This is a genomic window from Burkholderia sp. Cy-637, from assembly GCF_011753175.1.
Taxonomy (GTDB): domain Bacteria; phylum Pseudomonadota; class Gammaproteobacteria; order Burkholderiales; family Burkholderiaceae; genus Burkholderia; species Burkholderia gladioli.
Genome location: NZ_VWWC01000030.1, coordinates 1 through 26,808, shown reverse-complemented (window position 1 = coordinate 26,808; position 26,808 = coordinate 1). Strand labels below are relative to the sequence as shown.

The following is a 26,808-nucleotide window of genomic DNA, read 5'->3' as shown; positions in this document are numbered from 1 at the left end:
GTCGTACCCGAACCGATCGAGCGTCCCATGAACCGCCCCGTTCCCTCCCCCGCCCCCGCGCGCAAGCCGCCCAGCCTGGTGCAGATCGTCGTCGCGACCTCCGCCGGCAATGCGCTCGAGTGGTTCGACATCGCCGTCTACGCCTTCTTCGCGGTCTATATCGGCCAGCACTTCTTCCCGGCCCGCAACGAAACGGCCTCGATGCTGCTGACCTTCGGCTCGTTCGGCGCCTCCTACCTGGTGCGCCCGCTCGGCGGCCTGGTGCTGGGCGCCTACGCGGACCGGCGCGGCCGGCGTGCCGCGCTGATGCTGACGGTCACCCTGATGATGATCGGCACCGGCCTGATCGCGGTGATGCCGGGCTACGCGAGCATTGGCATCGCCGCGCCGCTCGGCGTGTTCGCCGCGCGCCTGATCCAGGGCTTCTCGGCCGGCGGCGAATTCGGCGCCTCCACGGCGATGCTGATCGAGCACGCGCCGCACCGGCGCGGTTTCCTGGCGAGCTGGCAGTTCGCCACCCAGGGCCTGGCGCTGCTGCTGGCCGCCTCGTTCGGCTACGGCCTGGCGCGGGTGCTGTCGCCGGCCGAGCTGGCTGCCTGGGGCTGGCGCCTGCCGTTTTTCTTCGGCGTCCTGATCGGCCCGCTCGGGCTCTACCTGCGCCGCTTCCTGGAGGATGCGCCGGCCTTCCTCGAGGGCGAACGCTCCGAGTCGCCCGCGCGCGACCTGCTCGCCACCCACAAGCGCGCGGTGCTGGTCGCGATCGGCGCGCTCAGCGTGTCGACCGCCGTCAACTACCTGCTGCAATACCTGCCGACCTTCGCGATCCGCCAGTTGCACCTGCCCACCTCCACCAGCTTCGCGGCCACCATGGCCGGCGGCGCGATCCTGACCGTCGTCACGCCGCTGGCCGGCCATCTGTCGGACCGCATCGGCCGCCGCCGGCAGATGGCGGTGGTCGGCATCCTGTTCGCCGTCACCGCCTGGCCGGCCTTCTCGTACACGGTCGCGCACGTCTCGGTGCCGACCCTGTTCGCGCTGGTCTGCTGGCTGGCCCTGCTCAAGTCGATCTACTTCGGCGCGCTGCCGGCGCTGATGTCGGAGCTGTTCCCGGCCGCGACGCGCTCGACCGGCATGTCGGTGGCCTACAACATCGGCGTGACCGTGTTCGGCGGCTTCACGCCCGCGATCGTCACCTGGCTCACCAGCGCCACGGGCGATCGCAGCGCGCCCAGCTTCTACCTGGTCCTCACCGCGATGATCAGCCTGGCCGCGCTCGCCTCGGCCGGCCGCAAGACGACGCCGCTGGGCCGGCGGCCCGCCGCGGCCTGAAACTGGCGCACGCCTGAGCCTGAGCCTGAGCCTGAGCCTGAGCCTGAGCCTGAGCCTGAGCCCGAGCCCGAGCCCGAGCCTGAGCAGGCGCAGGCGCAGGCACCGACATCCACGCCGAGCACCGGCTCCGAGCACCGGCTCCGAGCACCCGCATCGGAGCCGGCGCCGAATGCCGGGACCGCTTCCATGCCCTTCCCGGCCCCGCTTCGCCCCGATCGATGTGCATGCATCGAACCACCCGGCAAGCTTGCCGCCGGCCCCGCGCAGCCGGCACTCCATAAGCAGCGATCCATCCCCGACCCGGCACCCATTTCCCCCTAGGGGTTTGTCACCATCCCTTCACACCGCCCCCGCATCTCGGCCGGTTTCGCGTAAACTGCGCCGGATCACTCCCTCGCGTCCCCACGCGATGGTCGAAGCATCCGGAATGCAAGGAGATGTCACGCATGCACGCAGTGCCTTTACCGACCCAGAACGTGATCGACTCGACCGCCACGCAGCCCGTGCGCGATCTGCGCCGCGTGCCGATCCATCCCGACTTCTGGTATCCCCTGGCCTGGTCGCGCGAACTGAAGCGCGGCAAGACCCTCGGCGTGCAATTCGCGGGCGACCCGATCGTGTTGTTTCGCGGCGAGTCGGGAACGGTTTTTGCGCTGGAAGACCGTTGCGCGCACCGCCAGGTGCCGCTGCACGCCGGCGTGGTCGACGGCGACGCGCTGCGTTGCGGCTATCACGGCTGGACCTACGATTGCAGCGGCAAATGCGTGGACGTGCCCTACCTGGGCAAGGAGCGCCTGCCCAACGGCGTGCGCGCCTACCCGTGCCGCGAGGTGCGCGGGCTGATCTTCGTGTTCACGGGCGACCCCGCCCTGGCCGACGAGAAGCCGGTGCCCGAGCTGCCCACGGTGGCCGACCCGAAGTACAAGACGCGCCGCTTCGGCCGCGCGGTCAAGTGCCATTACTCGTTCATGCACGAGAACCTGATGGACATGAACCATCAGTTCCTGCATCGCCGCGAGATGGGCCAGATGAAGGCGCGCTCGCTGGGACGCCGCCGCGGCGAGGGCTGGGTCGAGGTCGACTACACCTTCTCGCGCGCCGAGGGCAAGCAGCCGATCGGCGAGGCGCTGGTGTTCGGCGCCAGCAAGAAGCCGCAGGACCAGAGCGACAAGAGCGTGATGACGATCCGCACCGAGTACCCGTACCAGACGCTCAAGATCCTCTCGAGCGAGGGCACCCTGGTGATGGACCTGTGGATCGTCTACGTGCCGCTCGACAAGCAGCAGCGCACCAACCGCACCTTCGGGCTGCTGTCGATCCGCAAGCCCTCGGTGCCCTTCGCGCTGGACCTGGCCTGGCCGCTGCTGGTGTGGTTCACCGAGCGGATCTTCAAGGAGGACCGCTGGATCGTCGAGCGCGAGCAGGAAGCGCACGACATGCAGGGCGCCGACTGGAACCACGAGGTGTTCCCCGTCATCAACGACCTGCGCGACGTGCTGCGCAACAACGGCGGGCGCACCGTGATCCCGATCCGCGAGCTGGGGCCGGCGGCCTGACGGACAGGCGGACAGGCGGCAACGGAGCGAAGGCAGGCGAAACGCCTGCCTTTTTTATTGCGCGCGGCTCAGCGCCCGACGACGCCGAGCATCAGCAGGTGCTCGAAATCCTTCAGCGCGGCGGCGGCCGTCGCCAGCGGGCTGGTGCGGCCGATCGCGAGCAGCTCGCCCATCGCATCGGTCTCGATGCGCACCGCCTTCATGCCGGCACCGATCCCCGCGAAGGGATGCGCGGCCTCGTAGGTGGCCAGGCGCACCGAAGCCTCCACCCGCCCCTCGCCCCCCGCGCGCCGCTCGATGCGGCCGACCAGCTTCGGCACCAGGCCATCCGCGCGCCAGCGCGCCAGTTGCCCGGCCTCGATCGGCGCGATGCCCTCGCGCGCGATCTCATCGAGCGCCAGCCGCGCGCCGAAACCCGCGTTGGCCAGGATGCAGACCTTGCAGGCCGTGTCCCAGCCCTCGACATCGAAGCGCGGATCGGGCTCGGCCATGCCGGCGCGCTGCGCCTCGGCCAGCGCATCGGCGAAGGCGATGCCGGCCATCATCCGGTCCAGCACGTAGTTGGTGGTGGCCGTGAAGATGCCTTCCATCACGCGCACCTCGCAGCCGGCCGCGTTGTAGTCGAGCAGGTCGATGGTCGGCAGCGCGGCCGAGGTCGCGCCGCTGATCTTCAACTGCACGCCGTTCGCATCGGCCAGCGCGCGCAGGCCCGGGTAATCGAGCACCAGCGCGCCCTTCGAGATCGCGATGCCGTGCGCGCCGGCCGCGAGCGCCGCGCGCAGGTAGCCGAGCGCGGCGCCGCCGGTCAGGTAGTCGGTCGGGCCGGCCTCGATCAGCACGTCGGGCCGCGCGGCGGCCACGAAGGCCTCGCCCGTCAGCGCCGCGTCGAGCGGCGCATCGGCGGCGAGCGGATCGCGCAGGCCCTCGCGATCGACGCGAGCGCCGCGCGAGCGGCTGATGCCGACCAGCCGCACCTCCACCCCGTAGCGCTCGCGATAACGCGCGCGGCGCGCCGCCAGCAGTTCGGCGACGGCCCGGCCGATCTGGCCGAAGCCCGAGATCGCGACATGGCAGCGTGACATCGGCGCTCCAGGACGATGAGGAGGGACGGGGCGAAGGACTGGGCGGCCTTACTTCGCGAACAGCTTGCCGAGATCGGCGAAGGCCTTGAATTCGAGCGCGTTGCCCGACGGATCGAGGAAGAACATGGTGGCCTGCTCGCCGGGCTCGCCCTTGAAGCGGACATACGGCTCGATCACGAACTTCGTGCCGGCCGCGCGCAGCTTGTCGGCCAGCAGGTGCCATTGCTCCAGCGTCAGCAGCGCGCCGAAATGGCGGACCGGCACGCCGTGGCCGTCGACGGCATTGGTACGCGCCACGCCCGTTTCGTCCGGCGCGAGATGCGCGACGATCTGGTGGCCATAGAGGTTGAAGTCGACCCATTCGGCCGAGCTGCGGCCCTCGGGGCAGCCGAGCAGCTCGCCGTAGAATTCGCGCGCGGCCTCGAGGCTGTGGACCGGGAAGGCGATATGGAAAGGCAGCAGCGGGGCGGCGGAAGCGCTCATCGATCGAAACTCCGTAACGAGGTATCAAGGGGACATCGGCCCGCCGCGCGCGTCGGCGCGGCAGATCAGTGACACCGATGTTACCGATTACGATCTTCGATGAAAAACGATATTTTTCCGATCTGAGTATCGATTTATTCGATCAGAAGGAGCGCTGCGGTTCCGCCTCGTTCGCCGCCTCGTTCGCCGCCTCATTTGCCGCCTCATTTGCCGCCTCATTTGCCGCCTCATTTGCCGCCCTGGTCGCCGCCGCGACGCAGGCCCTGGCCAGCACCTCGGTCGGGTCGACCAGGCTCACGCGCGCGCCGGCGGGCCCTGCGATCTCGCCTGCCGGCAGCAGCAGCGGCAGTTCGGTGCAGCCGAGCAGCACCACCCGCGCGCCGGCCGCGACCAGCGCATCGAGCGCTGCCTCGATGTCCTCGCGGCAGCGGCCCTGCACGAACCCGGCCTTGACGCCCGCCTCGCCGTAGATCGCCGCCATCACGCGCGCCTGCAAGGCCGGCGGCGGCACGATCTGCGCGAACCCCTCGGCGGCCAGCGCCTCGCGATAGACGCCGCTGGCGAGCGTGCCCGAGGTGGCCAGCACGCCGATCTCGCGCGCCTCGGGAAAACGCTCGCGCAGATGGCGCGCCGTCACTGTCAGCATGTTGACGATCGGGATCGACAGGCGCGGCTGGATCCGCTCGACGAAGGCATGCGCGGTATTGCAGGGGATCGCCACCAGCTTCGCGCCGCCTTGCTCCAGGCGCTTGCAGGCGGCATAGAGCGAGACGGTCGGATCGGGGCCCTCGCCGACCAGGTGCGCGGTGCGATCGGGGATCTGCGGATTCTGCTCGACGATCAGCTTCAGGTGGTCCTGGTCGCGCGCGGCCGGCGTGTGCTGCACCAGCTTGCGCAGGAAATCGACGGTGGCCGCCGGCCCGACGCCGCCGACCACGCCGATCCGGAACGGCTCGGCCTGGCCGCCATGCGCGCCCTCGCGGTCGGCGGCGAGCACGCGCCGCGCATAGACCTGGTTCGGGTCGACCAGCGGCACCGGCAGCGGCCCGAGCGCGTCCAGCACCAGGGCGATCTCGGTCAGGCCCGGCACGATCACCTCCGCGCCCTGCTCGATCAGCGAGGCGCAGGCACGCCGCAGCAGCTCGACCGGGCGCCCGTCGAGCGCGCCCTCGCGAATGCCGTCCGCGCCATAGACCGCTTCCGTCACCGCATCGATGCCATCGACCTCGCCGGGATGGCAGAGACTGAATTCCGGCGCCGCGAAGTAGCGCTCGAACAGGCGCCGCTCGCGCGTCGCCGCCGAGGCGAGCACGCCGATGCGATGCGCGCCCGGCCACGCGCGGCGCACGTGCTCGCGCACCGCCTCGACCAGGTCGACGATCGCCAGCGAGGTGTTCGCGCGCAGCTCGTCGAGGAAGGTGTGGCTGAGGAAGCAGGGCAGCACCACGGTGGTCACGCCGCGCTGCTCGAACTCGCGGATCAGGTCGAACACATGGAGCTTGCGCTCGGCGCTCGCCTCGCGATCCGGGGCCGTGCCGCGCAGCGGATGCTGGGCCAGGATCGCATCGATCGGCATGGTGCCGGCCGCGCGCATCAGCTTGGCGTACAGGTCGGCGCCGGCCAGCGGCCCAAGCCCGCCGACGATGCCGAGGCGCCGCGCCGGCGCGCCGGCCGGAAGGCTCGCGCCGCTCATCGCGCGTCGCCCGCGAGCGGCTCGAGACGCGGCAGCTCGCTCGACACCGGCCCCGGCTCCGTCGCTTCGGCCAGCTCGCCCGCCGCGCGCCGCGCTTCCCACTTCGCGATCACGGCGGTGGCCACGCTATTGCCGATCACGTTGGTCATGGTGCGTCCCATGTCGAGGATCTGGTCGATCGCCAGCACCAGCGCCACGCCCGCGGCGGGCAGATGGAACAGCGGCGCGACCGCGGCGACCACCACCACCGAGCCGCGCGGCACGCTGGCCATGCCCTTGCTGCTCAGCATCAGGACCAGCAGCATCAGCAACTGCTGCGAGACCGGCATGTCGATGCCGAAAGCCTGGGCGATGAAGATCGCGGCGAAGGACTGGTACATCATCGAGCCGTCGAGGTTGAAGGCGTAGCCGAGCGGCAGCGTGAAGCCCACCACCTTCTTCGGCACGCCGAAACGTTCGAGCTGCTCGGTCAGGCGCGGATAGGCGGCCTCGCTGCTGGCCGTCGAGAAGGCCAGCATGGCCGGCTCGCGCACCGCCTTCAGCAGGCGGCCGACGTCGCGCCCCAGGAACAGCCAGCCGACGCCCACCAGCAGCAGCCACAGCACCACCAGCGCCGCATAGAAGGCGCCGATCAGCCGGCCATAGGTGAGCACCACGTCGAGCCCGCGCAGCGTGACGGCCGAGGCGATCGCGCCGAACACGCCGAACGGCGCGGCGCGCATCACGTAGCCGGTCAGCCGCAGCATCACCGGCACCAGGCCGTCGATCGCGCCGACCAGCAGGGCCACGCGCGGGTCCTGCCTGAGCGCGCCGAGCCCGAGCCCGAAGAACAGCGAGAACACCAGGATCTGCAGGATGTCGTTGCGCGCCATCGCGTCGGGCAGGCTGGTGGGAAAGGCATGCGTGAGCACGTCCTTCAGGTTCAGCCCCGCCGTGTTGAGCCCGGCGACGCTTTCCCCGGCGCCCGCCGCCAGGTGCAGGCCGGCGCCGGGCTGCAGCGCGTTGGCGAAGGCCAGCCCGATCAGCAGCGACACGAAGGAGGCGCACAGGAACCACAGCACGGTGCGCAGGCCGATCCGGCCCACGTCGCGGCCGCCGTCCATGCCGGCGAGCCCCGACACCAGGGTGGCGAACACCAGCGGCGCAATGATCATCTTGATCAGCCGCAGGAAGATGTCGGTGAGGATCGAGAAGTAGCCGGCGATGTCCCGGGCTTGCGCGGCATCGGCCGCCGTCGCGTGGCAGTAGCCGCCGGCCGCGATGCCGAGCAGCATGCCGGCCGCGATCCATGGAGTGAGGCGTGATTTCATGTCCGTCCCTGGAGGCGCCGGGCGAACCTGGAGGTCCTGCGGCGCGTGTCGATGAGGAAACGTCGGGGTTCGACGCGGGCGACGGACGAAAGCGGAAAGCAGCTTGCCTCGACCGTCAGGACGAATGGTAGGGACGGTCAAAAAACCCGCGATGCGGGTCCGGCATGCGCGTATGCGTGATTCGCATAGGCAGGGAAATCCCGGGGGCAGCCGCGGCAGGGAGCCTCAGATCGAGGCGCGCAGATGCTGCCAGAGCGTATCGACGAAGGCGCCGCGGTTGCTGGTATCGCGATAGACACGCAGCTCCACCTCGAGCTGCCAGGCGGCCGGCCCCGCCGGCACCAGCTCGCCGGCCGCGAGCTCGCGCGCGATCGCGCTGCGCGGCAGCCAGGCCAGGCCCTCGCCCTCGACCACCAGCTTCTTGAGCACCTCGGCCATGTCCGACTCGAAGTGCAGCCGCAGCATCGGCGTGGCCGGCGCGCGCGACAGCAGCAGCGCCTGGCAGCGCCCGAAATAGCTGGTTTCCGTATACGAAATCAACGGCAGCGCGGCCTTGCTGGTGCCCGGCAGGCGAAAGCGCGGCGCGGCGCGCGGCGTGGGCTGGCTGACCGGCAGCAGCGTATCGAGGCCGACCGTGAGGTGCTCGTAGCGCGCGGGGTCGAGATGCAGCGGGAGCTCGGGATGGTGGTAGGCGAACATCAGTTCGCAGTTGCCGTTTACCAGCGAGAGGATCGAATCGTGGACATTGGCCGGCACCACCCGCGCGCGCACCTCGCCGAAATGGCCCGACAAGGCCTTCAGCCAGCCCGGCAGGAAGTTCAGCGCGATGGTGTGGCCGGCCGCGATCTGCAGGCCGCGCCCGGCGATGCGCTGCTCGGTGCGGATGATGGCGCGCGTGTCGTGCAGCTTGTGCAGGATGTCGTCGGCGGCCTCGCGAAACAGGCGCCCGGCCGGCGTCAGCACCGGCGGGAAGCTGCTGCGGTCGATCAGCTCCGCGCCGATCCACTGCTCCAGCGACTGGATGCGGCGGCTGAAGCCCGATTGCGTGACGTTGCGGAACTCGGCCGCGCGCGAGAAACTCTGGTATTGCGCGAGGGCGATGAAGTCCTCGATCCATTTGATTTCCATGCGCGTCGCCGATAGCTTGGGGATGATGGGAAGTCGATCGAGCGCATTCTACGACGCGGCGGCGCCGCTGCCCGCCAGGTAAGCCGAATCGCAAACTGTTACCGCCGGCGCGGCCGGCGCTTGCCCCCGCATCGCGATGGTGCTGGAATAGCGCTCATTCCTATGACAACGAACAACGAATCGAGAGAGACCATGACCATCAGATCGCCGCGCAGGAATCGCGCTGCCGGGAGCGCCTCCGCCTCGCTCACCTCGCTTGCGCTCATCGCCTCGCTGGCGCTGGCCGGCTGCGCCGCCAACGACCCGCCGATGCCCTCCCCCGACCAAATCGCCTCGATCTGCCTGAAGCAGGCCGCGCAGGGCGGCGATCCTGTTTCGCTGGCGCACCTGAGCGCGCTGCAATGGCAGCGTTACGTGGGCTGCCGGATCGGCGGCAGCCTGTATGTGGCACGTCCCGCCGTCGACGGTTATCCCGAGGCGGTGCTGTCGACGCGTTTCTCCCGCAGCGGCGCGGTCGAATCGTCCGAGCTGCAGCCCGCCAACGGCGGCGGCGACCCGGCCTGGAACGCCGCGGTCACGCAGGCGCTGGCGAGCGCCTCGCCGCTGCCCTCGCTGGGCACGCCCAACCAGACCGCGCGCATCGACCTGCATTTCAGCCCGCGCTGGAAGCTGGCGGGCCTGACCGGCGGCGCCGGCCTGTCGAGCAGCAGCCACTGGAGCGTGGAGCATTGCACTGTCATGGCCGCCGGCGCGAAAAGCTGCACCGGCCCCACCGACTGAGTAGCGGCCCCGCGCGGGGTGATCGGCACCCCGCCGCCATTCTTCGCGTTTCGCGAACGATCCATTCGCTCCCCGGCGTATTCCTGCAAGTCCTTCGCGCCCCTAGACTTCCTCTCCATGCGATCCGATCCCTGGATCGCGCGGTCCTGAGGAAATCATGGCGCTTCAGCCTCGTTGGTTGTCCCCGCATCCATTTCTCGTGACGGCCTCATGGCCGGCACGACGTCGGGTACACGATCGACGCTGATACGGACTACCTTCAGCGGCCGGCATGACGGATCAATAGTTCGTCATGCAAATCAAAATCGGCACGATTTTCCTTTCCATCACATCGCCCCTGGAGCCTTCACGATGACATTCCCGACCCTCGCCGGCCTGGCCGCCGCTTGCGCCCTCACGTTCGCCACGCTCTCGCCCGCCGCGCAAGCCGCCGGCACCGTCGCGTCGACCGGCGCCCCTGCGGCAAGCGCCGATGCCGTCAGCTATCACACCGTCGACGTGAACGGCGTGAAGATCTTCTATCGCGAGGCCGGCCCGAAGAACGCCCCCACCGTGCTGCTGCTCCACGGCTTCCCGACCTCGTCGCAGATGTTCCGCAACCTGATCCCGCAGTTGGCCGACCGCTACCACGTGATCGCGCCGGACTACCCCGGCTTCGGCCAGAGCGACATGCCGCCGCCGGATCGCTTCAGCTATACCTTCGACAATCTCGCCAAGGTGATCGACGGGTTCACCGAAACCCTCGGCCTGACGCGCTACGCGCTGTACGTGCAGGATTACGGTGCGCCGGTCGGCTACCGGATCGCCGCGGCGCATCCCGAGCGCGTCACCGCGATCGTCGCGCAGAACGGCAACGCCTACGAGGAGGGCATCGCCGGCGATTTCTGGAAGCCGCTGAAGGCCTACTGGGCCGATCGTTCGGAGGCCAATGCCGAGCGCCTGCGCCAACTGCTGCAGTTGAAGGTGACGCGCTGGCACTACGTGGACGGGACGCGCGAGCTCAGCCACCTGGACCCCGGCACCTGGACGCTCGACCAGGCCTATCTCGATCGCCCCGGCAACCAGGAGATCCAGCTGGACCTGTTCTACAGCTACGGCAGCAACGTGGCGCAATACGCGCAGTGGCAGGCCTATTTCCGCGAGTACCAGCCGCCGATGCTGATCGTCTGGGGCAAGAACGACAAGGCCTTCCCGCCGGTCGGCGCGCGCGCCTATCTGCGCGACCTGCCCAAGGCGGAGCTGCACCTGTTCGATACCGGCCATTTCGCGCTGGAGGAGGACGGCGCCGAGATCGGCCGGCTGATGCGCGCGTTCCTGAAACGCAACGTGCCCGCCACGCGCTGAGCGGCTTGCCGCCGGCAAACCGGGCCGCGGCGGCATGCTCCGGGCGGCGGTGCCGCCGCGCATCCCGCGCACGCGGCGCCGCCGCCCGGGCGCCGTGCACGCGACACGGCGCTCGCCTACACCAGCTTCATCAAGGCCGGCACGCCAAGCACGGCCGCGTAGTAGCCCATGAACTGCACGCCGGTATTGAAGCCGAACAGCCTCGACAGCACGCCGCCCACCAGCCCCACCGTGAGGATCACGGCCAGCCCCGCCAGGCCGCCCTCCCACACGCCGATCACCACGATCAGCCCCGAGAAGGTGGCGATGATGGCCTCGTGCGAAAGCTTGCGCGCCACGAACGATGCCGCGCGATGCGCGTAGTTCATCGCCAGCGGATAGGCGATCAGCGCGGCCAGCAGCACCGCGAGCAACCCGTAGCCGAGGAAGGCCCAGGCCGACATCAGCGTGTGCAGGTTGTGGACCTGCCCGCAGGCCGTGTCGACGAAGAAGCGCGGCGGCGCATTGAACAGCGGCGCGGCCGGTCCCGCCGCCACCGGGCTCAGCGGCAGCCCGAAGGCGATCAGCGGGATCAGCGCCTCGGCGATATAGGTGGCCTCGGTCACGCCGTTGCGCGCGGCGATCACCGTGGTCAGGCGCGGATAGGCATGCTTGACGCGCGCGCCGACGATCTCGCCGGCCACCACCGTCATCGCCACCGGGCTGAACACGAAGGTCGCGCTCGACAGCGCGGCGGTGCCCAGCGTCCAGCCGGCCTGGCTGCGATCGAGGATGCGCAGCGGGTTCGGGAACCAGCCGCGCCAGCCCTTCAGGTCCGGCGCCAGCGAGAAGGTGGCCAGCCCCTCGCGCCGCATCGCGCGGCGCGCCGGCGGCGAGAGGATCGCGAACAGGTCGGCGATCAGCGGGCCGATCGCGATGCCGAGGAAGTAGCTGACCGAGAGCTTCACGCCGTACCTGCCGGTCAGCGTCTGCAGCGCCACGATCAGCAGCACGAAGGGCACCAGCAGCAGCACGCAGGCCCAACGCCCGGCCGAGGCGTAGGCGATCACGCAGGCGGCGGCCAGGAACACCCAGGGCGCGGCCTTCGAGATCGCGCCGCCGAACGGCGCCAGCAGCACCGCGAACAGCACCGCCAGCGGCACCGCCACGCAGGCCGCCACGATCGCGCCCGAGATCATCTTGCGCAGCGCGATATGCGGCACGCCGAGCGCGCGCAAGGCGGTGGCCTGCTGCAGCAGCGGCGCGGCCATGGTGTCGCCGGGAATGCCGAGCAGCGCGGTGGGGATCGCGTGCGTCATGTGCTTGGCCACCGCGCCGGCCAGGAAGAAGGTGAACACGCCCGCCGGCGGCACGCCGAGCAGGGCCACCAGCAGGGTCAGCGGCGCGATGGTGGTGGTCTCGTCGGTGCCGGAAACCAGGCCGATCGCGGCAAAGGCGATCGCGCCGAGCAGGCCCATCGCCAGCGCCACGGAGAAGTCGGACAGCAGCGGGGTCATGAGCGGGCTCCCGGCTTTGCTGCGGCGGCAGCGGCGCCCGCCTCGGCGGCGGCGCGGCCCGCGCGTCGCTCGTAGGCGGCGAACACGGCAGTCAGGCCCAGCTCGTCCATCTCGGCGCGCGCGGCCGGGCTCAGGTCCTCGAGCGAGCCGAGGCCGCCCGATTCGGCATCGAGCTGGGCCAGCACGCGCAGGCGCGCCGCCTCGTCCACCACCTGCTCGACCACCACGCGCTTGGGCGCGAACAGCTTCGCGCAGATCACGCCGGCCGCCAGGCAGCCGCCCAGGCCGACCAGCATCGCGTAGGCGCGCGCGATCTGCGGATCGGCGACCAGCGGCGCCAGCAGCGCGCGTCCCGCGAGGAAGGCGCCCAGCGCCACGCCCACGCCGATCGCCACCGACCAGCCCAGATGGCGCAGGTCGACCGTATCGCCCCACACCTCGGCCAGCGGCGCCGCGGTCGCCGTCTCGGTCGCCGTCTCGGTCGCCACCGCGCGCCGCGCGGACACGGCCGCCAGCGCGGCGGAATTGCCACCCATCTCGTTCATGCGTCTCCTCCTTCGGCAGGCCAGCTGCCGTCGCGGCCGGGGTGGATCCCCGGTCCGCCTGGTTATGTGCCCGCGCCTTCCGACGACGGGCCGCCGCTCAGTCGCGCGGGCCGGCCAGCAGCTCCAGCGCGCGATCGGTGCGCACGTCCCTGGCGGCCGCCATCTTGCGCGCGACCCAGTCGATGTCGGCGCCGCTCGCGCCGGCCGCGATCGCGATATTGCGCGCGTGCAGCGCCATGTGGCCGCGCTGGATGCCTTCGGTGGCGAGCGCGCGCAGCGCGCCCATGTTCTGCGCCAGGCCGACCGCCGCGGCGATCTCGCCGAGCCGCTGCGCGCTCTGCACGCCGAGGATCTGCAGCGCCGCGCGCGCCAGAGGGTGGGTGCGCGTGGCGCCGCCCACCAGCCCGACCGGCATCGGCAGCTCGATGGTGCCGACCAGGTCGCCGTTGGCGGCCTTCTCCCAGGTGGTCAGCGAGGTGTAGCGCCCGCCGCGGCTGGCATAGGCATGCGCGCCCGCCTCCACCGCGCGCCAGTCGTTGCCGGTGGCGACGATCACCGGATCGATGCCGTTCATGATGCCCTTGTTGTGGGTGGCCGCGCGATAGGGATCGACGGCGGCCAGCAGGTAGGCGTCGATCACGCCGTCGATCACCGCCTCGCCCGAATACTCGCGCGTGGCCAGCGTGGCCGCCGAGTAGCGCACGTGCGCGCGGGCCAACCGCAGGTCGGCCAGGTTCGACAGGATGCGCAGCCGCACGGTGCCGCCGGTGAGCGCCTCGATGCGCCCCGCCACCGCCTCGGCCATGGTGTTGACGGTATTGGCGCCCATCGCGTCGCGCACGTCGACGATCAGGTGCGCGACCACCATCGCGCCGCGCGGCGTGTCGGGAAACACCTGCACCTCGATGTCGCGGCAGCCGCCGCCGAGCTTCACCAGCACCGCGTCGCGCGCATTGGCCAGCTCGATCAGCTCGTCCCTGGCGGCCAGGATGGTCTGGCGCGCGCCATAGGGATCGTCGATGCCGAGCACCTGCACCTGGGCGCGCATCAGCGGCCCGGTGCTGGAGGTGCGGAAACCGCCCGCCTCGCGCGCCAGCTTGGCCATGAAGGAGGCGGCCGCGACGATCGAGGGCTCCTCCACCGCCATCGGCACCAGCACGTCCTCGCCGTTGATGCGGAAGTAGCCGGCCACCGCCAGCGGCAGCTCGAAGGTGCCGATCACGTTCTCGATCATGCCGTTGGCCACCTCGATCGGCAGCGCGCCGGGCCGGGCCAGCAGCGCGTGCTGCGCGTCGTCGAGGCCGGCGGCCGCGGCGATGCGAGCCAGGCGCTCGGCGGGAGTCAGGGAACGGAAATCGGGCAGGGCGGAATCGATGGGCATCGCGGGCGTCTCCATGTCGGGTGGCGCGGCCTCGCGTTTTCCGGTGTTGCGGGGCCGCTTCGAATGGACGAATAATAGGCGCGCTGTACCTTAATGAAAGGTACAGTTCCCCACAACACTCGATGCACTGTACCTGGCACAGTGCGCCGGCCCGATGGAGCGGACGCGATGATACGGCGTGCAGGAACCACCTTGTCCGAGGGCATCGCGGACAATCTCGCCAGACAGATCGAGGAAGGCATCCTGCCGGCCGGCAGCAAGCTGCCCTCGATCAGGGAATACGCCGATGCCTCGGGCTGCTCGAAGAACACGGTGGTCAGCGCCTTCGACATCCTGACCGCCAACGGCCTGATCGAGCCGCGGCGCGGCTCGGGCTTCTTCGTCTGCCGGCGGCCCGGCGGCGGTAGCGGCGCGGCGGCCGCGGCCATCGCCGAGAGCGAGGGCAGCGCCACCACCCTGGACCGCGCGATGGACGTGGTCTGGCTGATGCGCGAGCAGTTGCACGAGAGCGCCAACGTGCTGAACCTGGGCGAGGGTTTCCCGCCCGTCGACTGGCTCGCCAAGACGCGCCTGGACCTTTACCACCAACGCGTGGTGCGCACCGGCGTGGCCTCGCTGTTCCGCTACGGCAGCCGCTACGGCTACCTGCCGCTGCGCCAGTCGCTGCAGCAGAAGCTGGCCGGCTACGAGATCGACGCGCAGCCCGCGCAGATCGTGCTGACCCACGGCGCCAACCAGGCCATCGACATCGTGCTGCGCTACTTCGTGCGGCCCGGCGATGCGGTGCTGGTCGACGATCCCGGCTACTACCCGCTGTTCGGCAAGCTCAAGCTGAGCGGCGCGCGCATCGTCGGGATCCCGCGCGAGACCGACGGCCCCTCGATCGCCGCGCTCGAGGCGGCGCTCGCCGAGCATCGCCCGCGGCTGTTCTTCACGCAGTCGGTGGGCCACAACCCCACCGCCACCGACACCAGCGCCGCCAAGGCGCATCGCATCCTGCAACTGGCCGAGGCGCACGACCTGATGCTGGTGGAGGACGACGCGCTGGCCGACCTGAAGCCGCGCACGCTCACGCGCATCGCCACGCTGGACCAGTTGCGCCGCACCATCTACGTGGGCAGCTTCGCGAAATCGGTGTCGGCCGCGCTGCGGGTGGGCTTCCTGGCCTGCGAGGCGGGCCTCGCCAGCGACCTGGCCGACGTCAAGATGCTGATGCACGTGAGCAGCTCGGAATACTGCGAGCGCACGCTCGACGCGATCGTCAGCGACGGCCATTTCCTTCGTCATACGAATTTCCTGCAGGACAAGCTGCGGCGCGCCACCGAGGCCGGCATCCTGGCGCTGCGCCGGCTGGGCGCCGAGATCTTCCGCGAGAGCGAGCAGAGCCTGTATCTGTGGGCCTCGCTGCCGGGCTGGCCCGATTCGATGCAGCTCGCCCAGGCGCTGCTGGAGCGCGGCGTGATCCTCGCGCCCGGTGCCGTGTTCGCGCCCGGCGCGGACCGGCTCTCGGCCTATTGCCGCTTCAACGTGGCCTACCTGGCGGACAAGCGCTTCGTGGCGGCGCTCAAGGCGGTGGGCTGAGCAGCACCTACACGCGCTCCAGCAAGTCCCGCAGCAGCTTGGCCCCGGCCCTGCCCTTCGCCGCGTCGGCCCACAGCCGGTCGATCATGCGCCGGTACATCGCCACGGCATCGCCCGAAGTGGTGATGGTGGCGATGCCGGTGCGGATGTTCGGCAGCTCGCCGAGCCGGAACGGCGAGACCGCGACCTGCGCCTCGTGCTCGCCCTCGAAGATCTGGAAGGTCTCGTTCGGCAGCGCGTCGGCGACGATGCCGATCCTCACGCCCGCCGTCTCGTCCTCCAGCATCCCGACGATGCGCATCACCTCGCGCCGCGCCGCGAGCTTGCGTTCGAGCTGCACGCCCGGCGGCAGGCCGAGCCGGCCCACCAGCCCGTGATGCAGGAACTGCTCGATCTGGCGCAGCCCGATCAGGCTGGTCACGTCCAGCGGCGTCGCGCGGTAGGCGGCCTTGCGCTCGTCGAGGATCGCCATCACCTTCGACAGCGTCTGCGTCCAGGCCGCGTCGGCCAGCGCCGGCGGCACGCTTTCCTCCAGCATGCGCCGCAGCCAGCCGGCGTAATCGTCCGAGGTCAGCAGGAACGAGAAGGGATCGAAGTGCGCGACGATGCGCCGTGAGCGCCGCTCGATCTGCCGCATCCGCTCGAAATAGCTGATCGCCGAATCGTGGTACTCGACCTCCACGCCCAGCAGGTTCGCCAGCGACACGCCGAACAGCGTGGCCAGCCGCTCCAGCGTGTCGATCTTGACGATCTCGCCGCGCTCGAGCTTGTAGACGGCCGCACGCGAGATGTCGAGCCGCTCGGCCAGGTCCTCGCTGCGCAGCTCGGCCGCCATCCGGTAGGCGCGCAGGCGCTCGCCGATGCTGTCGAAATCGAAGCGCGCGCCTCGAAGACGCTTCTTGCGGGGACCGGCTGCGGGCATGCGGGACCTTGGGGGCTCGGAAAGGAAAACGGCACGATATTACGCGAAAGCGTCGCGCGAAACGTGCCGGCCCGGCTTCCTCCTGTCCCGAAAAACGGCGCTTGCATTCGCTGCTTGCCGCAGTTAGTCTAAATATTTAGACGACAGGCACAAGCAAGGGCAAACCATGAAGCTTTCCGAAGGGGTGCAATGGCTGGCGCGCGAGATCGCCGGTTTCGCCGAGCTGGAGGCCTTCGAGGCCTGCTGCCGCGACGCGGCCGGCCGCGCGGGACGCGAGGCGGCGGCGCTGCTGTTGATCGCGCGGGCCGCGGCGGCCTTCGCCGAGCGGCAGGACGGCGTGGCCGTGCAGACGGCCACGATGCACGCGTTCCTGACTCGCCTGCATGCCGAGGCGCAACAGCTGAACGAGGCGAGCGAGCGCTCGGACGCGGCCCTGTTCGAGGCCCTGAACCGCTTCGCCGCCAATCTCTCGCACGCCGATTTTTGTCTCAATTGTCTATAAAAATAGACAATTACCCTTTCCAGCAGGAGTGCCATGCAGGCCAGACTCGCCACCCTGAACACCGGCGCAAACATCGCCCTCGCCCTGCTCGCGGCCGGCCTGGGCGCGATCGCGATGCTCGCCGCGCGCGGCACGCTGGCCCCGCACGACGCCCGCATCGTCGCGATCGTGTTCGCCTGCATCGTGCTGTGGGCCACCAACGCGATCGCCAGCCTGTGGGTCTCGCTGCTGTTCTTCTTCCTCGCGGCCACCTGCACCCGCGTGCCGGCCGCCGCGATCTTCTCGGGCTTCGGGTCCAGCGCGTTCTGGCTGGTGTTCAGCGGCGCGGCGATCGGCTTCGCGCTGAAGGACAGCGGCCTGAGCGCGCGGCTCGGCGGCGCGCTGGCGCGGCGCATCGGCGCCTCCTATCCGCGCGCGCTGATGGCTTTCGCCGTGCTCGGCTTCGCGCTCTCGCTGGTGATGCCCTCGACCTTCGGGCGCATCGCGATCCTGGTGCCGATCGCGCTCGGCTACTGCGAGGCGGTCGGGCTCGGCCCCGAGTCGAACGGCCGGCGCGGCATCCTGCTGCTGGTGATCGTCGGCGCCTATGAGCTGGCCGCCGCGGTGCTGCCGGCCAACCTGCCGAACGTGATCATGGCCGGCATCCTGGAGCAGTCGCATGGGCTGCGGCTGCGTTTCTCCGACTATCTCGCCTGGTTCTTCCCGGCCGGCGCGATCCTGCGCGGCGCCGTGCTGGTGCTCGCGGCCTGGCGGCTGTTTCCCGATCGGATCGACACGACAGGCGCGGGCGCCACGCCGCCGGCCGCGCTGTCGCGCCGCGAATGGCATGCCATGACGCTGCTCGCGATCACGCTGGCGGGCTGGTTCAGCGATGCCTGGCACCACGTCGCGCCGGGCTGGATCGGGCTCGGTTTCGCGCTGGTCTATTTCGCGAGTTCGCCCGCCGACGCCCTGGAGCGCTTCACGGCCTCGCTGAAGATGGAGTTGCTGTGGTTCATCGCGGCCATCATCGGCTTGACGGCCCTGGTCGACCAGCTCGGTGCGCGCCTGCCGGGCATGGCCGCGCTCGACGTGCTGCGCGACAGCCCGATGCTCGCTTATGCCGCGCTCAGCGCCTTGTCGATCCTGCTGTGCTTCGCGGTCACCTCGAATGCGGAGCCGGCGCTCTATGTACCGATCGCCTCGCAAGCGCTCGCGCAAAGTGTCTACCTGAAGGCCGGCTTGCTGGCGCAGGTGATGGGCTACGCGACCACGGTGCTGCCTTACCAGTCGCCACCGATCGTGTTCGGCATCGCGCTGGCCAGGCTGGAGCGGCGCGCGGCGCTGCGCTATTGCGTGGTGACGGCGGGATTGGGCGTGCTGTGCGTGATCCCGTTCAACGCGCTGTGGTGGCGATGGCTCGGGGTGCTGTGAAGGGAAAGCGGGGATGCCGCGCGTGATCGCGGCGATGGGATGCGTTCCTTCGACGAAGGAACAGGGCAATGCGGGAAAAACGCCGCTGCGCGAAGCAGGCGAGGCTGGCTGCCCTGCCCGCTGCCGTCGCGGCCGATCGTCGAGCGGTTGCCGGTTCGCGCTGCATCCATCGAGAGGATGCTGCCCCGGCGGGGACGATCGGCAGCGCGCAAGCTTCGCGCTACCGGCTGGCGCAGGCCATGGCGAGCAAGGCCTGGACTGCGCGGAGCCCGGAACCCGAATTCAGCCCCGGACTCGATACGCGGCTTCGGTACCACGAGGAGTCGATACGCCGTCGCAGCCAAACGCCGCGCCGCTCCGTATCGCCCCGCCGGCGGCCGAGCCGCCCGCCATTACATGCGGCGGTGTGCTTCGGCGATCAGTTCGCAGGTACGGACGTGGATTTCCCACGCGCGGGCCAGGCCGCTGCGCAGTTGGGTAAACCATTGGACCAGAGCAGGAGTCGATGCAGTCGCAGCTTTCATGATGACCTCAGGGTTAGTGCCTAGGGGAAAACCCGTATTATACGGATCGCTCGCTGCACTGCAACAGGCAATACCCTTTTCGCAACAGATTGGCTGCGGCAGGGCGCCGCGGCCGCCAAGCCAGGCGCGGCCTCGGCGGATTCGGCCCGCTTTCTCCTGAAAATGGGGATGAGTTGCGCGCCCAGGCGGGAAGCGGGCGCGTGGCCCGCGCGCCGCGCATCGGGCCGGCTCAGGCAAACGTCGCCGGCGTCACTTTCAGCAGCACCACCCCCACCAGAATCGCCGCGCCCCCCAGCCACTGCGCCGCGCTCGGCCGCTCGTGCCGGATCACGAAGCCGAGCAGCACCGTCACCGCGCTGGCCAGCGAGCTGAGCACGGTGACGATCGCCACCTGCCCGGTGGCGGCGCCCAAGGCCAGCGAGAGGAAACCAAGCAGGCTGAACAGGCTGATCGACAGCAGCAGCGCCACCAGCGAGGCGGGCGGCGCCGAGAGAGCGCGCCGCCGCGCCAGCAGCAGCAACAGGATCGCCACCGCGGTGAGGTAGTAGACCCACAGCGCGCTGGCCACGCCCAGCCGCTGGACCGCGAAGGCGCCCTGCAGCCAGAAGCCGAGGCCGAACATCAGCGCGGACAGCAGGGCGAAGCCGATCGAGGCCGGCGCCTCGGCCTGGCCGCCGGCGGACTTCGCCATGCCCGCGAGGCTGGCGCCCGCCACGCACAGCGCCAGCCCGATCACCGTGAGGCCGGTGATCGACTGGCCGCCGAGGATCGCCAGCAAGGTGGTGACGGCGCCATAGAGCGACACGATCGGCGCCACCACCGAGGCCTTGCCGATCGACAAGGCCTTGAGCAGCGAGGCCATCGCGGCCAGGTTGCAGATCGCCGCGACGATCGCCACCAGCAGCCCCGCGTCGAGCGCGCCGATGCGCAGCCAGGCGGGATGGAAGGCGAGCACGACGCTCAGCAGCAGCAAGCCGATCGACTGGCTGTACAACAGCGAGCGCGTCACGCCCACCCGGCGCGCCGCCTGCCCCGCCATGAAGTCGGTACTGCCCCAGCACAGGGCCGAAATCAGCCCCATCAGGATTGCCATGTGATTGTTCTCTCCGCGCGAGGCGATGACGGCGACGATGGGTGCTTGCCTCGCCATCGCCGTCACCGGATTGGCCCGGCCGCCAGTATCGATTCGCGCGCGCAGCCACGGCAAGCACGCGGCTCACGAGAAATTCTCACAAGGCCGGCAGCCGCGCGGCAGCGGCGTCCCGGGCGAGCGGACGAGAAAGACCCTGTCGCCGTATCGGCGACACGCGCATCAGGAAGGGAAGGAAAACCGGCGGGAAGGTGCTGCATCGGCCGCGCAGGACACGCGGCCGGCTCGGAACATTAGCCGAGAAAATCGACGCGCGCCTCGCGCACCGCGAACATCGCATCGACATGGCTGCCGGAGATCTGCCGCGCGATGGCCTCCAGATCGCCTGAATCGGGCTTGCCGATCAGCGCGTAGGACAGCTCGTTCTGGCGCCAGGCCACCACGGTCATGCCGTGCATCTCGTGCTTGGCGATGCCCTGGTCGGGCCGCGCATCCTTCATCACGCACAAGGCGACGGGCACGCCGTGCTCGGGCAGGTAGACGATCTGGACCAGCGGCTTGCCGTCGTAGCGCAGGCGGTCGACGGCCTTGAAGCGCATGCCGGCCATGCTGAGGTCGGGCACGCGCAGGCGGATGCCGTCGTCGCTGCGGATCTCGCCGACGATCTTCGCGGAGACGGCCGGATCGGGCGTGAGGTTCGCGACGGTATCGCGCGTGTAGAGCTGCTGGTAGTCGGCCGCGACGCTGATCCACGGCTTCTTCGCGTCGCCGGCCGCCAAGCTCGGGCCGCTGCCGGCGCCGAAACCGCCGGCCGCGAACTGCTGCACCAGCCCCGCGCAGAACGCGCCGGCCACGAAGGCCGCCGCCAGCCACAGCATCGGGCGATTGCGCCGCGCCGGCAGGGGCACCACCTTGGCCGAGGCGGGCACCGCTTCCTGTTCGCGCGGCTGAGCCTGGGCTGCTGCCGCCGCCGACTGCGCCTGCGCGGCGCTCGCCATCGCCTCGATGCGCAAGCGCAGCGCATCGGGCAAGGGCGGCAGCTTCTGCGCGGCGAACGCGTCCTGGTACGGCAGGCGCGACGCACGCAGGCGCGCCACGCTCTCCCGCAGCTCGGACGATTCGGCCAGCGCCTGCTCGACCGATGCCGCGCCGGCCGCATCGAGCTCGCCGTCGGCATACGCGATCAATGTGCTGTCGTCGGGTTTCATGGACGAAGAGGAAACTCAGGTGGGCCCAGGTAGACCGTTTGTATCGGTAACATCACCGACCGGCCGGTCTTGTTAGCAAACCTCTATGATAACCATAGTTCCGCTTTATGAGCATATCAACAGGGAAGCGGAACAGCTTTCCGACCCTGCCTGCCGGGCCGGTATTCGTAGGACGATCTTCAGCATCGCCAAGCAATTTGCATGATGCCCGTTTGCGCGCATCGCTGCATGCTCGCGGGCGCTGCATCACGTGCCTCGCCCGGCCTCAATGCGCGCGTGCCTCCTCGCGCGTGCGCCGGTCGTAGGATTCGCGATAAGTCGAGGAGCGCGCGGCCAGCAAGGGATCGCGCGAGGGCGCGAGCCCGTCCGGCAGGATGGTCGGATCGAACACGATATCGCGGCAGGGTCCGTCGAGCTGCGCCTGCGCATGCTCGATCACGAAGCTGCCGGCATCGATGCGCAGCCGGCGCGGCGAGGGCGCCCAGGCCTGGGTCGAATCGTCGAGCGGGTCGCCCGGCATCGCCACGTTCAGCACCAGGTGCCAGCGCAGCGGGCCGTTCGCGAGCCGCATCGCCAGGTCGTAGGCGAGGAAATCCGGGTCGCGCTGCTCGCGCAGGTCGACCGGCCGATACGGCGCCTCGGGCACCACCTCCCAGCGCACGTGGCGGCGGATCCGGTGCGCATCGCTGGTCACGAAGCTGCTGATGCCGTAATAGGTGGCGTTGTCGAAACGCGAGGACGGCGGATGGCGCTCCACGTAGGCGCGAAACGCGCGCGCCTCGGGATGCGCGGCGAGGAAGGCCTGCATCCCGGCCGGATCGGCGCGGCCCGTGCGCGGGTCGCGCGCGTCGGCGCGCAACTGCTCGTAGAGCGCCTGCGGCGTGCGCACCGCGAAGATCGGCGCCGAGTTCATCGCCAGGCGCCAGTCGGCGCCATGCGGCAGGCTCACGCGCAGCGCGAAGCTGCGCACCATGCCGGCGCTGTCGTCCTGCCCCGGCTCGCTGCCCGGCATCGACAGGCGCCCCACCACCGGATAACGGCCCGGCGCGAACACGCTGGCGCGCGACAGCAGTTCGCCGCGTCCGTTGCTGTCGAAATGGCCCGTCACGCAGATGCCTTTCGCGTGATTGCGGCGAAAGCCCGGATGCGGGGTGCTGGTGGCCTCGAAGGCGTCGACGATGCGCGCGGCCGTCAAACGCCCGCTCAGCCAGCCGCCGCACCAGGCGAACAAGCCGACCAGCAGGGCCGGCGCGCCGAGCACGAGCGCCCAGCGCCACACCAGCGAGAAGCCGCGCGGCGCCGCGGCGCGCGAATCGGAACGAGGGGGCATCATCGATCGCCGGCCGCGAGCGCGACCCGATCGGCGCGCGCAGCCGCGCGCGGAAGAACGAAAGAAGCGGCCGGCGCGGCGGCTAGCGCCACGGCCGGCTCCCTCCCGTCGAGCACAGCTTGCTCAGGACGCGGAACGCTCATGCACCCCGGTATCGGCGGCGCTGATGGTGGTCGACACCTGGCCGTTGTAGAGCTGCTTGCCGAGCGCATCGAGATCGACGTCGCCGGGCGCGGCGATCAGCGCATAACCGAGCTGGCCGCGCCGCCACGACACCACCGACATGCCTTCCACCTGCGCGCTCGAAGGCGCGGCGTCGGCCTTGGCCTCCTTCAGCACGCACAGCGCGACCGGCTTGCCCTGCTCGGGCAGGTAGACGATCTGCACCAGCGGCTTGTCGTGGAAACGCAGCCGCTGCACGCGCTTGAAGGTCAGGCCCTGGCTGCGCAGATCCGGAATCTGCAGGGCCAGCTTGTCGTTATCGTGGATGTCGGCGACGGTGGTGGCGGTCGCGCCCATGTCGGGCTGCAGCGCCGCGATGGTGTCGCGCGAATAGAGCTGCTGGTAACCGGCCGCGGCCTTGATCCAGGGCGTCATGCCGGAATCGTTCGAGGCGGCGAGGAAGCCGCCGCCGCCCGACAGGCGCGGCGCGAACTGCAGGGCCAAGCCACAGCAGAAGGCGCCGGCCACGAAGGCCACCGCCAGTTTCGGCCAGGAGAAGCTCGGCAGGCTGCGCGTGCGCGGCTTGAGGCGATGCACGTTCGGCCCCAGCGATGCTTCGGAATCCTCGTCATCGGCGTTCGCGGCGGCGGCCGTCGCCTGCGGTGCCGCGACCGACGCGCCCTCGCCGGCCAGGTGGCGGCGAATCAGTTCGTCGACGCTGCGCGTGAGCGATTCCGGCACCGGCGGCAGCGACTGCTGGTCGAAGGCCTCGCCATAAGGCAGTTGCGAGGCGCGCAGCATGGCCACGCGCGAGGCCAGTTCCTCCGAGGAGGCGATCGCCTCCTCGATGCGGGCGTTTTCCTGGGGCGTCAGTTCGCCGTCCACATAGGCCAACAGGCTGGCGTCATCGATCTTCATCGCGCAGCTCGCTGGTTGGCGGTGGAACGGGGGCTCGCCTCGCGCTGGCCGAACTGCGCGCCGATGGTCTGGCGGGCGCGCGACAGGCGGCTCATGATGGTGCCGATCGGCACGCCGAGCACCTCGGCCGCCTCGGCATAGCTGAGGCCTTCGACGGCCACCAGCAGCATCACGATGCGCTGCGCCTCGGGCAGGCGCTCGACCGCCGCGATGATCTCGCCGTTCATCAAGGTTTCCTCGGGATTGCGCGCGCCCGGATCGGGCACGGTCTCGAGGAAGTTGTCGTCCCATTCCATGCTCGAGCGGCTGCGCACGTTGCGCGAGCGCAGCTCGTTGATCCAGGTGGAATGCACGATCGAAAACATCCAGCTCAGCGGGGACGTACCGGGCTGCAACTGGTGGGCGCGTTCGAGACCCCGCACGCAGGCGCGTTGGAGTACGTCCTCCGCGTCGTGCTGGTTCCCGCACAGGCGCAGGGAGAACGCCCAGAGCCGCGGCAACATGCCCGGCAGCAGACTGGGCAGACTCTCGACATCTGCTGTTGACATGGTTGACTGGCTGAAGACAGGATTGCCGGCTGGCACACCGGGCGAAAACTGGCCGTTTCCGGCTGGTTGACTGGCTCGCGGATTGTACAACGTCCGATTAACGTTTGCTGTTGCAAAACAAAAAGAACGAACTGACAACATAGGCAGTTTCCGTGACATTCGCAAGCGGCATCCATCGTCCCAAAGCCGCGCCGGGCGCGACATCCGCTCCCGCAGCTTACGGCCAACTAAACAATTCGACTGCATGACGCCAAACGATCCGGGCCGCCGTGCACCAGGCTGGCGCGGCGATTCGGTTGTAGATACATGAATTCGGCTCAACGCGGCATGGAATGCCGTTTGGCTTTCGACTTGATGACAGAACACGCGATGCGCCGGAATATTCCATCGCCATCGATCGTTCTGCATGGAGCGCCCTGTTTTCGGGGCACCGTCACGCAGGACCGGAGCGAAGCCACCATGACCCTTTCCGACTCGACCGACCCGAACCCGCTGCTCGCCGCGATCGACGACGCGGCGCCCACCGGCCCCGATCTCGAATACGACCCCGCCTTCACCGATCTCGAGCGGATCGCCATGCCCACCCCCGAGCGCGCCATGGGCGACAGCCTGAAGGCCGCCCAGGAGCCCGACTGGGACAAGGTCGCGCAAGCGGCCGAGGCGCTGTTCGCGCGCACCAAGGACCTGCGCGTGGCCGTGCACCTGACCGCCGCGCGCACGCGCCGCCAGGGCCTGGCGGGCTGGGCCTCGGGTCTGGCCCTGGTGCGTGAGCTGCTGGAACGCTACTGGGACGACGTGCATCCCCGGCTCGACGCCGAGGACGACAACGACTCGACCGCGCGCGTCAACGCGGTGATGCCGCTGGGCGACCCGCAAGGCACCCTGGCCTATTTCCGGGTGGTGCCCTTCGTGCAGTCGCCGCGGCTCGGCCGCTTCTCGCTGCGCGACCTGCGGGTGGCGACCGGCGCGATCACCGCCGCGCCCTCGGCCGACGGCTCGCCGCCGCCGACCCTGGTCGACCTGGAGGCCTGCTGCCTCGACTGCCCCGAGGAACAGTTGCCGGAATCGGCCGAGCTGCTGGCCGCCGCGCAGGATCATGCCAACGCGCTGATCGCCCTGCTGCGCGAGCGGCTCGGCACCGCGAGCCCCGATTTCGGGCTGCTGGCCGCCGATATCGCCGAGCTGAGGAAATTCGTCGATGCGCAACTGCTGCGGCGCTTTCCCGAGCGCGCCGCCGAGCTGGCCGCCGCCGCGCAGGCGGACGGCGCCGACGGCGGGATGCCGGCCGATGCGGCCACGGCCGCCGTGGCACCGCCGCCCGGCAAGATCTCGGGCCACGACGACGTGATCCGCCGCCTCGACGAGATCTGTGAGTATTACGAACGAATCGAGCCGTCCAGCCCGCTGCCGATCCTGCTCAAGCGCGCGCGGCGCCTGGTCGGCAAGAGCTTCGTCGAGGTCCTGCGGGATATCGCGCCGGGCGGGCTGTCGGAGCTGCAGACGCTGTCGGGGCCCGAGGCCGATTGAGCCGGCGTGCCAGCCGGGCCGGCCGAGGCCCGGCCCGGGCCCGCTTCGCATCGGTCACGCTCAACTCATCATCATGAACCAGTAGACCGCGGCCACCCCGAAGGCCATGCCGAGCAGCACCACCAGCCAGGTGGTCGCGCGCCCGGCATTCGCGGCCCGCGCGCGCCGCTTGCCCGGCAGCTTCGTGGCCGCGGCCGGCGCCAGGCGCGCCTCGCCGGCGCCGTCGAATTCCTGCGCCGGCACGGTGCGGCGCACCGTATCGCGTCCCGGCTCCCGCTCGATCACGGCCACGTCCTCGCCGGCCGCCACCGCCGTCTCCCCCGCGCCCGAGGTATCGCCGAGCGCCTCCAGCACGGCGCGCCGGCGCTGCCGGTAGCCCTGCCGATCGATCTCGCCGTGCCGGTGCATGTCGTCAAGCACACGCAATGCCTGGTTCGCCTGCTGCTCGCGTACGCCCATCGTCCCTTCCCTCATCGCCGGCCGCGCTTCGTCGCGACGCGAGCCAGCCTCGCTCGCGCCGCGCCGCGGCCTGTTGCTTCTCCGGCGGAATCATCCGCCGATTTGTCCATCGATCCAGCCATCGATTTGCCAGCCATCGATTTGCCCACCATCGCGCCCGCTCAGCCGCCGCTGCCGCTGCTGCCGCCCACCACCTGCGGCTCGGCATCGGAGGCCGCGCCGCCCTGGGCGCGGATCTGCTCCAGCACCGCACCCAGGCCGCCCTGCGGCAGCGCGGCGCCCGCGCCGAGATCGCGTTCGAGCTGCTGCATGCCGGCCGCATCGGCCGACAAGGCCGCCTGGTAGCGCGCATGCAGGTCCTGGTAATCGGGTTCGGCGAGCGGCTTGCCGCGCGCATCGAGGATCGCCGCCGCCACCAGGTAGCGCTGCGCGGCCGCGCCGAGCCGCGCGTCGCCCGGCACCGCGTCGGCGCCCTGCGAGACCAGCGCGGCCGCGTA

At 70.2% G+C, this 26,808-nt stretch carries 23 protein-coding genes and 1 pseudogene; 8 read left to right on the top strand and 16 right to left on the bottom strand.

The annotated features are described in order from the left end of the window. Nucleotides 1-27: 27 nt before the first annotated feature. Both F3J10_RS11480 and F3J10_RS11475 read left to right on the top strand, forming a co-directional pair. Nucleotides 28-1,329, top strand: coding sequence for an MFS transporter (locus F3J10_RS11480; protein ID WP_167232738.1), 1,302 nt, complete (start codon nucleotides 28-30; stop codon nucleotides 1,327-1,329). A 446-nt stretch (nucleotides 1,330-1,775) separates the two neighbouring features. Then, nucleotides 1,776-2,885: an aromatic ring-hydroxylating dioxygenase subunit alpha gene (locus F3J10_RS11475; RefSeq protein WP_013689234.1), complete on the top strand. Its 1,110-nt coding sequence runs from the start codon at nucleotides 1,776-1,778 to the stop codon at nucleotides 2,883-2,885. Between the two features lie 68 nt (nucleotides 2,886-2,953). On the opposite strand, the gene F3J10_RS11470 is transcribed toward F3J10_RS11475, so the two are convergent. The 5 genes from F3J10_RS11470 to F3J10_RS11450 form a co-directional block, all read right to left on the bottom strand. Beyond that, on the bottom strand, nucleotides 2,954-3,967 hold the full coding sequence (locus F3J10_RS11470; RefSeq protein WP_025098275.1) for a homoserine dehydrogenase: 1,014 nt from the start codon (nucleotides 3,965-3,967) through the stop codon (nucleotides 2,954-2,956). 48 nt (nucleotides 3,968-4,015) lie between these two features. Then, entirely contained in the window at nucleotides 4,016-4,450 is a 435-nt protein-coding gene (locus tag F3J10_RS11465; protein ID WP_013689232.1) for a VOC family protein, read from the bottom strand. Nucleotides 4,451-4,592: 142 nt separating this feature from the next. Then, nucleotides 4,593-6,143: an amino acid racemase gene (locus tag F3J10_RS11460; protein WP_167242126.1), complete on the bottom strand. Its 1,551-nt coding sequence runs from the start codon at nucleotides 6,141-6,143 to the stop codon at nucleotides 4,593-4,595. Continuing rightward, nucleotides 6,140-7,453 (bottom strand): dicarboxylate/amino acid:cation symporter, encoded by a 1,314-nt coding sequence (locus F3J10_RS11455; RefSeq protein ID WP_167242125.1) that lies wholly within the window; start codon nucleotides 7,451-7,453, stop codon nucleotides 6,140-6,142. Before F3J10_RS11455 ends, F3J10_RS11460 begins: the two co-directional genes overlap by 4 nt. 225 nt (nucleotides 7,454-7,678) lie before the next feature. Then, nucleotides 7,679-8,581, bottom strand: coding sequence for a LysR substrate-binding domain-containing protein (locus F3J10_RS11450; RefSeq protein WP_167232729.1), 903 nt, complete (start codon nucleotides 8,579-8,581; stop codon nucleotides 7,679-7,681). 192 nt (nucleotides 8,582-8,773) lie between these two features. Here F3J10_RS11450 and F3J10_RS11445 point away from each other — a divergent pair, with 192 nt between their 5' ends. Beyond that, complete coding sequence (locus F3J10_RS11445; RefSeq protein WP_167242124.1) at nucleotides 8,774-9,361, top strand: TonB C-terminal domain-containing protein; 588 nt, start codon at nucleotides 8,774-8,776, stop codon at nucleotides 9,359-9,361. 351 nt (nucleotides 9,362-9,712) lie between these two features. Next, nucleotides 9,713-10,705: an alpha/beta hydrolase gene (locus tag F3J10_RS11440; RefSeq protein ID WP_167242123.1), complete on the top strand. Its 993-nt coding sequence runs from the start codon at nucleotides 9,713-9,715 to the stop codon at nucleotides 10,703-10,705. Nucleotides 10,706-10,821: 116 nt separating this feature from the next. Here F3J10_RS11440 and F3J10_RS11435 read toward each other — a convergent pair whose 3' ends face one another. From F3J10_RS11435 to F3J10_RS11425, 3 genes are all read right to left on the bottom strand, one after another. After that, nucleotides 10,822-12,201: a tripartite tricarboxylate transporter permease gene (locus F3J10_RS11435; RefSeq protein ID WP_167242122.1), complete on the bottom strand. Its 1,380-nt coding sequence runs from the start codon at nucleotides 12,199-12,201 to the stop codon at nucleotides 10,822-10,824. Further along, complete coding sequence (locus F3J10_RS11430) at nucleotides 12,198-12,746, bottom strand: hypothetical protein (RefSeq protein ID WP_240155526.1); 549 nt, start codon at nucleotides 12,744-12,746, stop codon at nucleotides 12,198-12,200. Before F3J10_RS11430 ends, F3J10_RS11435 begins: the two co-directional genes overlap by 4 nt. 97 nt (nucleotides 12,747-12,843) lie before the next feature. After that, nucleotides 12,844-14,127: a hydroxymethylglutaryl-CoA reductase, degradative gene (locus tag F3J10_RS11425; RefSeq protein WP_025098267.1), complete on the bottom strand. Its 1,284-nt coding sequence runs from the start codon at nucleotides 14,125-14,127 to the stop codon at nucleotides 12,844-12,846. 168 nt (nucleotides 14,128-14,295) lie between these two features. On the opposite strand from F3J10_RS11425, the gene F3J10_RS11420 reads away from it, so the two are divergent. Continuing rightward, nucleotides 14,296-15,708, top strand: a complete 1,413-nt coding sequence (locus F3J10_RS11420; protein ID WP_025098266.1) for a PLP-dependent aminotransferase family protein — start codon at nucleotides 14,296-14,298, stop codon at nucleotides 15,706-15,708. A gap of 7 nt (nucleotides 15,709-15,715) precedes the next feature. Here F3J10_RS11420 and F3J10_RS11415 read toward each other — a convergent pair whose 3' ends face one another. Then, a complete protein-coding gene (locus tag F3J10_RS11415) occupies nucleotides 15,716-16,630 on the bottom strand; it encodes a helix-turn-helix transcriptional regulator (RefSeq protein ID WP_167233319.1) in 915 nt (304 codons plus the stop codon). 166 nt (nucleotides 16,631-16,796) lie between these two features. On the opposite strand from F3J10_RS11415, the gene F3J10_RS11410 reads away from it, so the two are divergent. After that, complete coding sequence (locus tag F3J10_RS11410; RefSeq protein ID WP_167242121.1) at nucleotides 16,797-17,132, top strand: hypothetical protein; 336 nt, start codon at nucleotides 16,797-16,799, stop codon at nucleotides 17,130-17,132. Between the two features lie 33 nt (nucleotides 17,133-17,165). Further along, the gene (locus F3J10_RS11405; protein ID WP_167242120.1) at nucleotides 17,166-18,545 is read left to right on the top strand and encodes an SLC13 family permease; all 1,380 of its coding nucleotides are present in this window, start codon (nucleotides 17,166-17,168) and stop codon (nucleotides 18,543-18,545) included. Between the two features lie 753 nt (nucleotides 18,546-19,298). On the opposite strand, the gene F3J10_RS11400 is transcribed toward F3J10_RS11405, so the two are convergent. The 5 genes from F3J10_RS11400 to F3J10_RS11380 all read right to left on the bottom strand — a co-directional run bounded on the left by F3J10_RS11400 (nucleotide 19,299) and on the right by F3J10_RS11380 (nucleotide 24,325). Then, the gene (locus F3J10_RS11400; protein WP_167242119.1) at nucleotides 19,299-20,162 is read right to left on the bottom strand and encodes a DMT family transporter; all 864 of its coding nucleotides are present in this window, start codon (nucleotides 20,160-20,162) and stop codon (nucleotides 19,299-19,301) included. A gap of 290 nt (nucleotides 20,163-20,452) precedes the next feature. Then, entirely contained in the window at nucleotides 20,453-21,367 is a 915-nt protein-coding gene (locus F3J10_RS11395; RefSeq protein WP_166913529.1) for an anti-sigma factor, read from the bottom strand. 265 nt (nucleotides 21,368-21,632) lie between these two features. Next, nucleotides 21,633-22,700, bottom strand: coding sequence for a catalase family peroxidase (locus F3J10_RS11390; RefSeq protein ID WP_167242118.1), 1,068 nt, complete (start codon nucleotides 22,698-22,700; stop codon nucleotides 21,633-21,635). A 120-nt stretch (nucleotides 22,701-22,820) separates the two neighbouring features. Further along, on the bottom strand, nucleotides 22,821-23,777 hold the full coding sequence (locus F3J10_RS11385; protein ID WP_167242117.1) for an anti-sigma factor: 957 nt from the start codon (nucleotides 23,775-23,777) through the stop codon (nucleotides 22,821-22,823). After that, the gene (locus F3J10_RS11380) at nucleotides 23,774-24,325 is read right to left on the bottom strand and encodes an RNA polymerase sigma factor (protein ID WP_013689217.1); all 552 of its coding nucleotides are present in this window, start codon (nucleotides 24,323-24,325) and stop codon (nucleotides 23,774-23,776) included. The genes F3J10_RS11385 and F3J10_RS11380 overlap by 4 nt, the downstream gene beginning before the upstream one ends. A 459-nt stretch (nucleotides 24,326-24,784) precedes the next feature. Between F3J10_RS11380 and tssA the strand changes: the two genes are divergently transcribed. Further along, nucleotides 24,785-25,852, top strand: coding sequence for a type VI secretion system protein TssA (gene tssA / locus F3J10_RS11375; RefSeq protein WP_025098258.1), 1,068 nt, complete (start codon nucleotides 24,785-24,787; stop codon nucleotides 25,850-25,852). A 60-nt stretch (nucleotides 25,853-25,912) separates the two neighbouring features. Here the strand turns inward: tssA and F3J10_RS11370 are convergent, their stop codons facing one another. Both F3J10_RS11370 and F3J10_RS11365 read right to left on the bottom strand, forming a co-directional pair. Next, nucleotides 25,913-26,311, bottom strand: a complete 399-nt coding sequence (locus F3J10_RS11370; RefSeq protein ID WP_167242116.1) for a hypothetical protein — start codon at nucleotides 26,309-26,311, stop codon at nucleotides 25,913-25,915. Nucleotides 26,312-26,472: 161 nt separating this feature from the next. Next, nucleotides 26,473-26,808: pseudogene (locus F3J10_RS11365) on the bottom strand (serine/threonine protein kinase); the annotation flags it as partial.

Coding starts and splice junctions, on each gene's coding strand:
- F3J10_RS11480 (WP_167232738.1), top strand. CDS start 28: ATGAACCGCCCCGTTCCCTCCCCCGCCCCCGCGCGCAAGCCGCCCAGC.
- F3J10_RS11475 (WP_013689234.1), top strand. CDS start 1,776: ATGCACGCAGTGCCTTTACCGACCCAGAACGTGATCGACTCGACCGCC.
- F3J10_RS11470 (WP_025098275.1), bottom strand. CDS start 3,967: ATGTCACGCTGCCATGTCGCGATCTCGGGCTTCGGCCAGATCGGCCGG.
- F3J10_RS11465 (WP_013689232.1), bottom strand. CDS start 4,450: ATGAGCGCTTCCGCCGCCCCGCTGCTGCCTTTCCATATCGCCTTCCCG.
- F3J10_RS11460 (WP_167242126.1), bottom strand. CDS start 6,143: ATGAGCGGCGCGAGCCTTCCGGCCGGCGCGCCGGCGCGGCGCCTCGGC.
- F3J10_RS11455 (WP_167242125.1), bottom strand. CDS start 7,453: ATGAAATCACGCCTCACTCCATGGATCGCGGCCGGCATGCTGCTCGGC.
- F3J10_RS11450 (WP_167232729.1), bottom strand. CDS start 8,581: ATGGAAATCAAATGGATCGAGGACTTCATCGCCCTCGCGCAATACCAG.
- F3J10_RS11445 (WP_167242124.1), top strand. CDS start 8,774: ATGACCATCAGATCGCCGCGCAGGAATCGCGCTGCCGGGAGCGCCTCC.
- F3J10_RS11440 (WP_167242123.1), top strand. CDS start 9,713: ATGACATTCCCGACCCTCGCCGGCCTGGCCGCCGCTTGCGCCCTCACG.
- F3J10_RS11435 (WP_167242122.1), bottom strand. CDS start 12,201: ATGACCCCGCTGCTGTCCGACTTCTCCGTGGCGCTGGCGATGGGCCTG.
- F3J10_RS11430 (WP_240155526.1), bottom strand. CDS start 12,746: ATGAACGAGATGGGTGGCAATTCCGCCGCGCTGGCGGCCGTGTCCGCG.
- F3J10_RS11425 (WP_025098267.1), bottom strand. CDS start 14,127: ATGCCCATCGATTCCGCCCTGCCCGATTTCCGTTCCCTGACTCCCGCC.
- F3J10_RS11420 (WP_025098266.1), top strand. CDS start 14,296: ATGATACGGCGTGCAGGAACCACCTTGTCCGAGGGCATCGCGGACAAT.
- F3J10_RS11415 (WP_167233319.1), bottom strand. CDS start 16,630: ATGCCCGCAGCCGGTCCCCGCAAGAAGCGTCTTCGAGGCGCGCGCTTC.
- F3J10_RS11410 (WP_167242121.1), top strand. CDS start 16,797: ATGAAGCTTTCCGAAGGGGTGCAATGGCTGGCGCGCGAGATCGCCGGT.
- F3J10_RS11405 (WP_167242120.1), top strand. CDS start 17,166: ATGCAGGCCAGACTCGCCACCCTGAACACCGGCGCAAACATCGCCCTC.
- F3J10_RS11400 (WP_167242119.1), bottom strand. CDS start 20,162: ATGGCAATCCTGATGGGGCTGATTTCGGCCCTGTGCTGGGGCAGTACC.
- F3J10_RS11395 (WP_166913529.1), bottom strand. CDS start 21,367: ATGAAACCCGACGACAGCACATTGATCGCGTATGCCGACGGCGAGCTC.
- F3J10_RS11390 (WP_167242118.1), bottom strand. CDS start 22,700: ATGATGCCCCCTCGTTCCGATTCGCGCGCCGCGGCGCCGCGCGGCTTC.
- F3J10_RS11385 (WP_167242117.1), bottom strand. CDS start 23,777: ATGAAGATCGATGACGCCAGCCTGTTGGCCTATGTGGACGGCGAACTG.
- F3J10_RS11380 (WP_013689217.1), bottom strand. CDS start 24,325: ATGTCAACAGCAGATGTCGAGAGTCTGCCCAGTCTGCTGCCGGGCATG.
- tssA (WP_025098258.1), top strand. CDS start 24,785: ATGACCCTTTCCGACTCGACCGACCCGAACCCGCTGCTCGCCGCGATC.
- F3J10_RS11370 (WP_167242116.1), bottom strand. CDS start 26,311: ATGGGCGTACGCGAGCAGCAGGCGAACCAGGCATTGCGTGTGCTTGAC.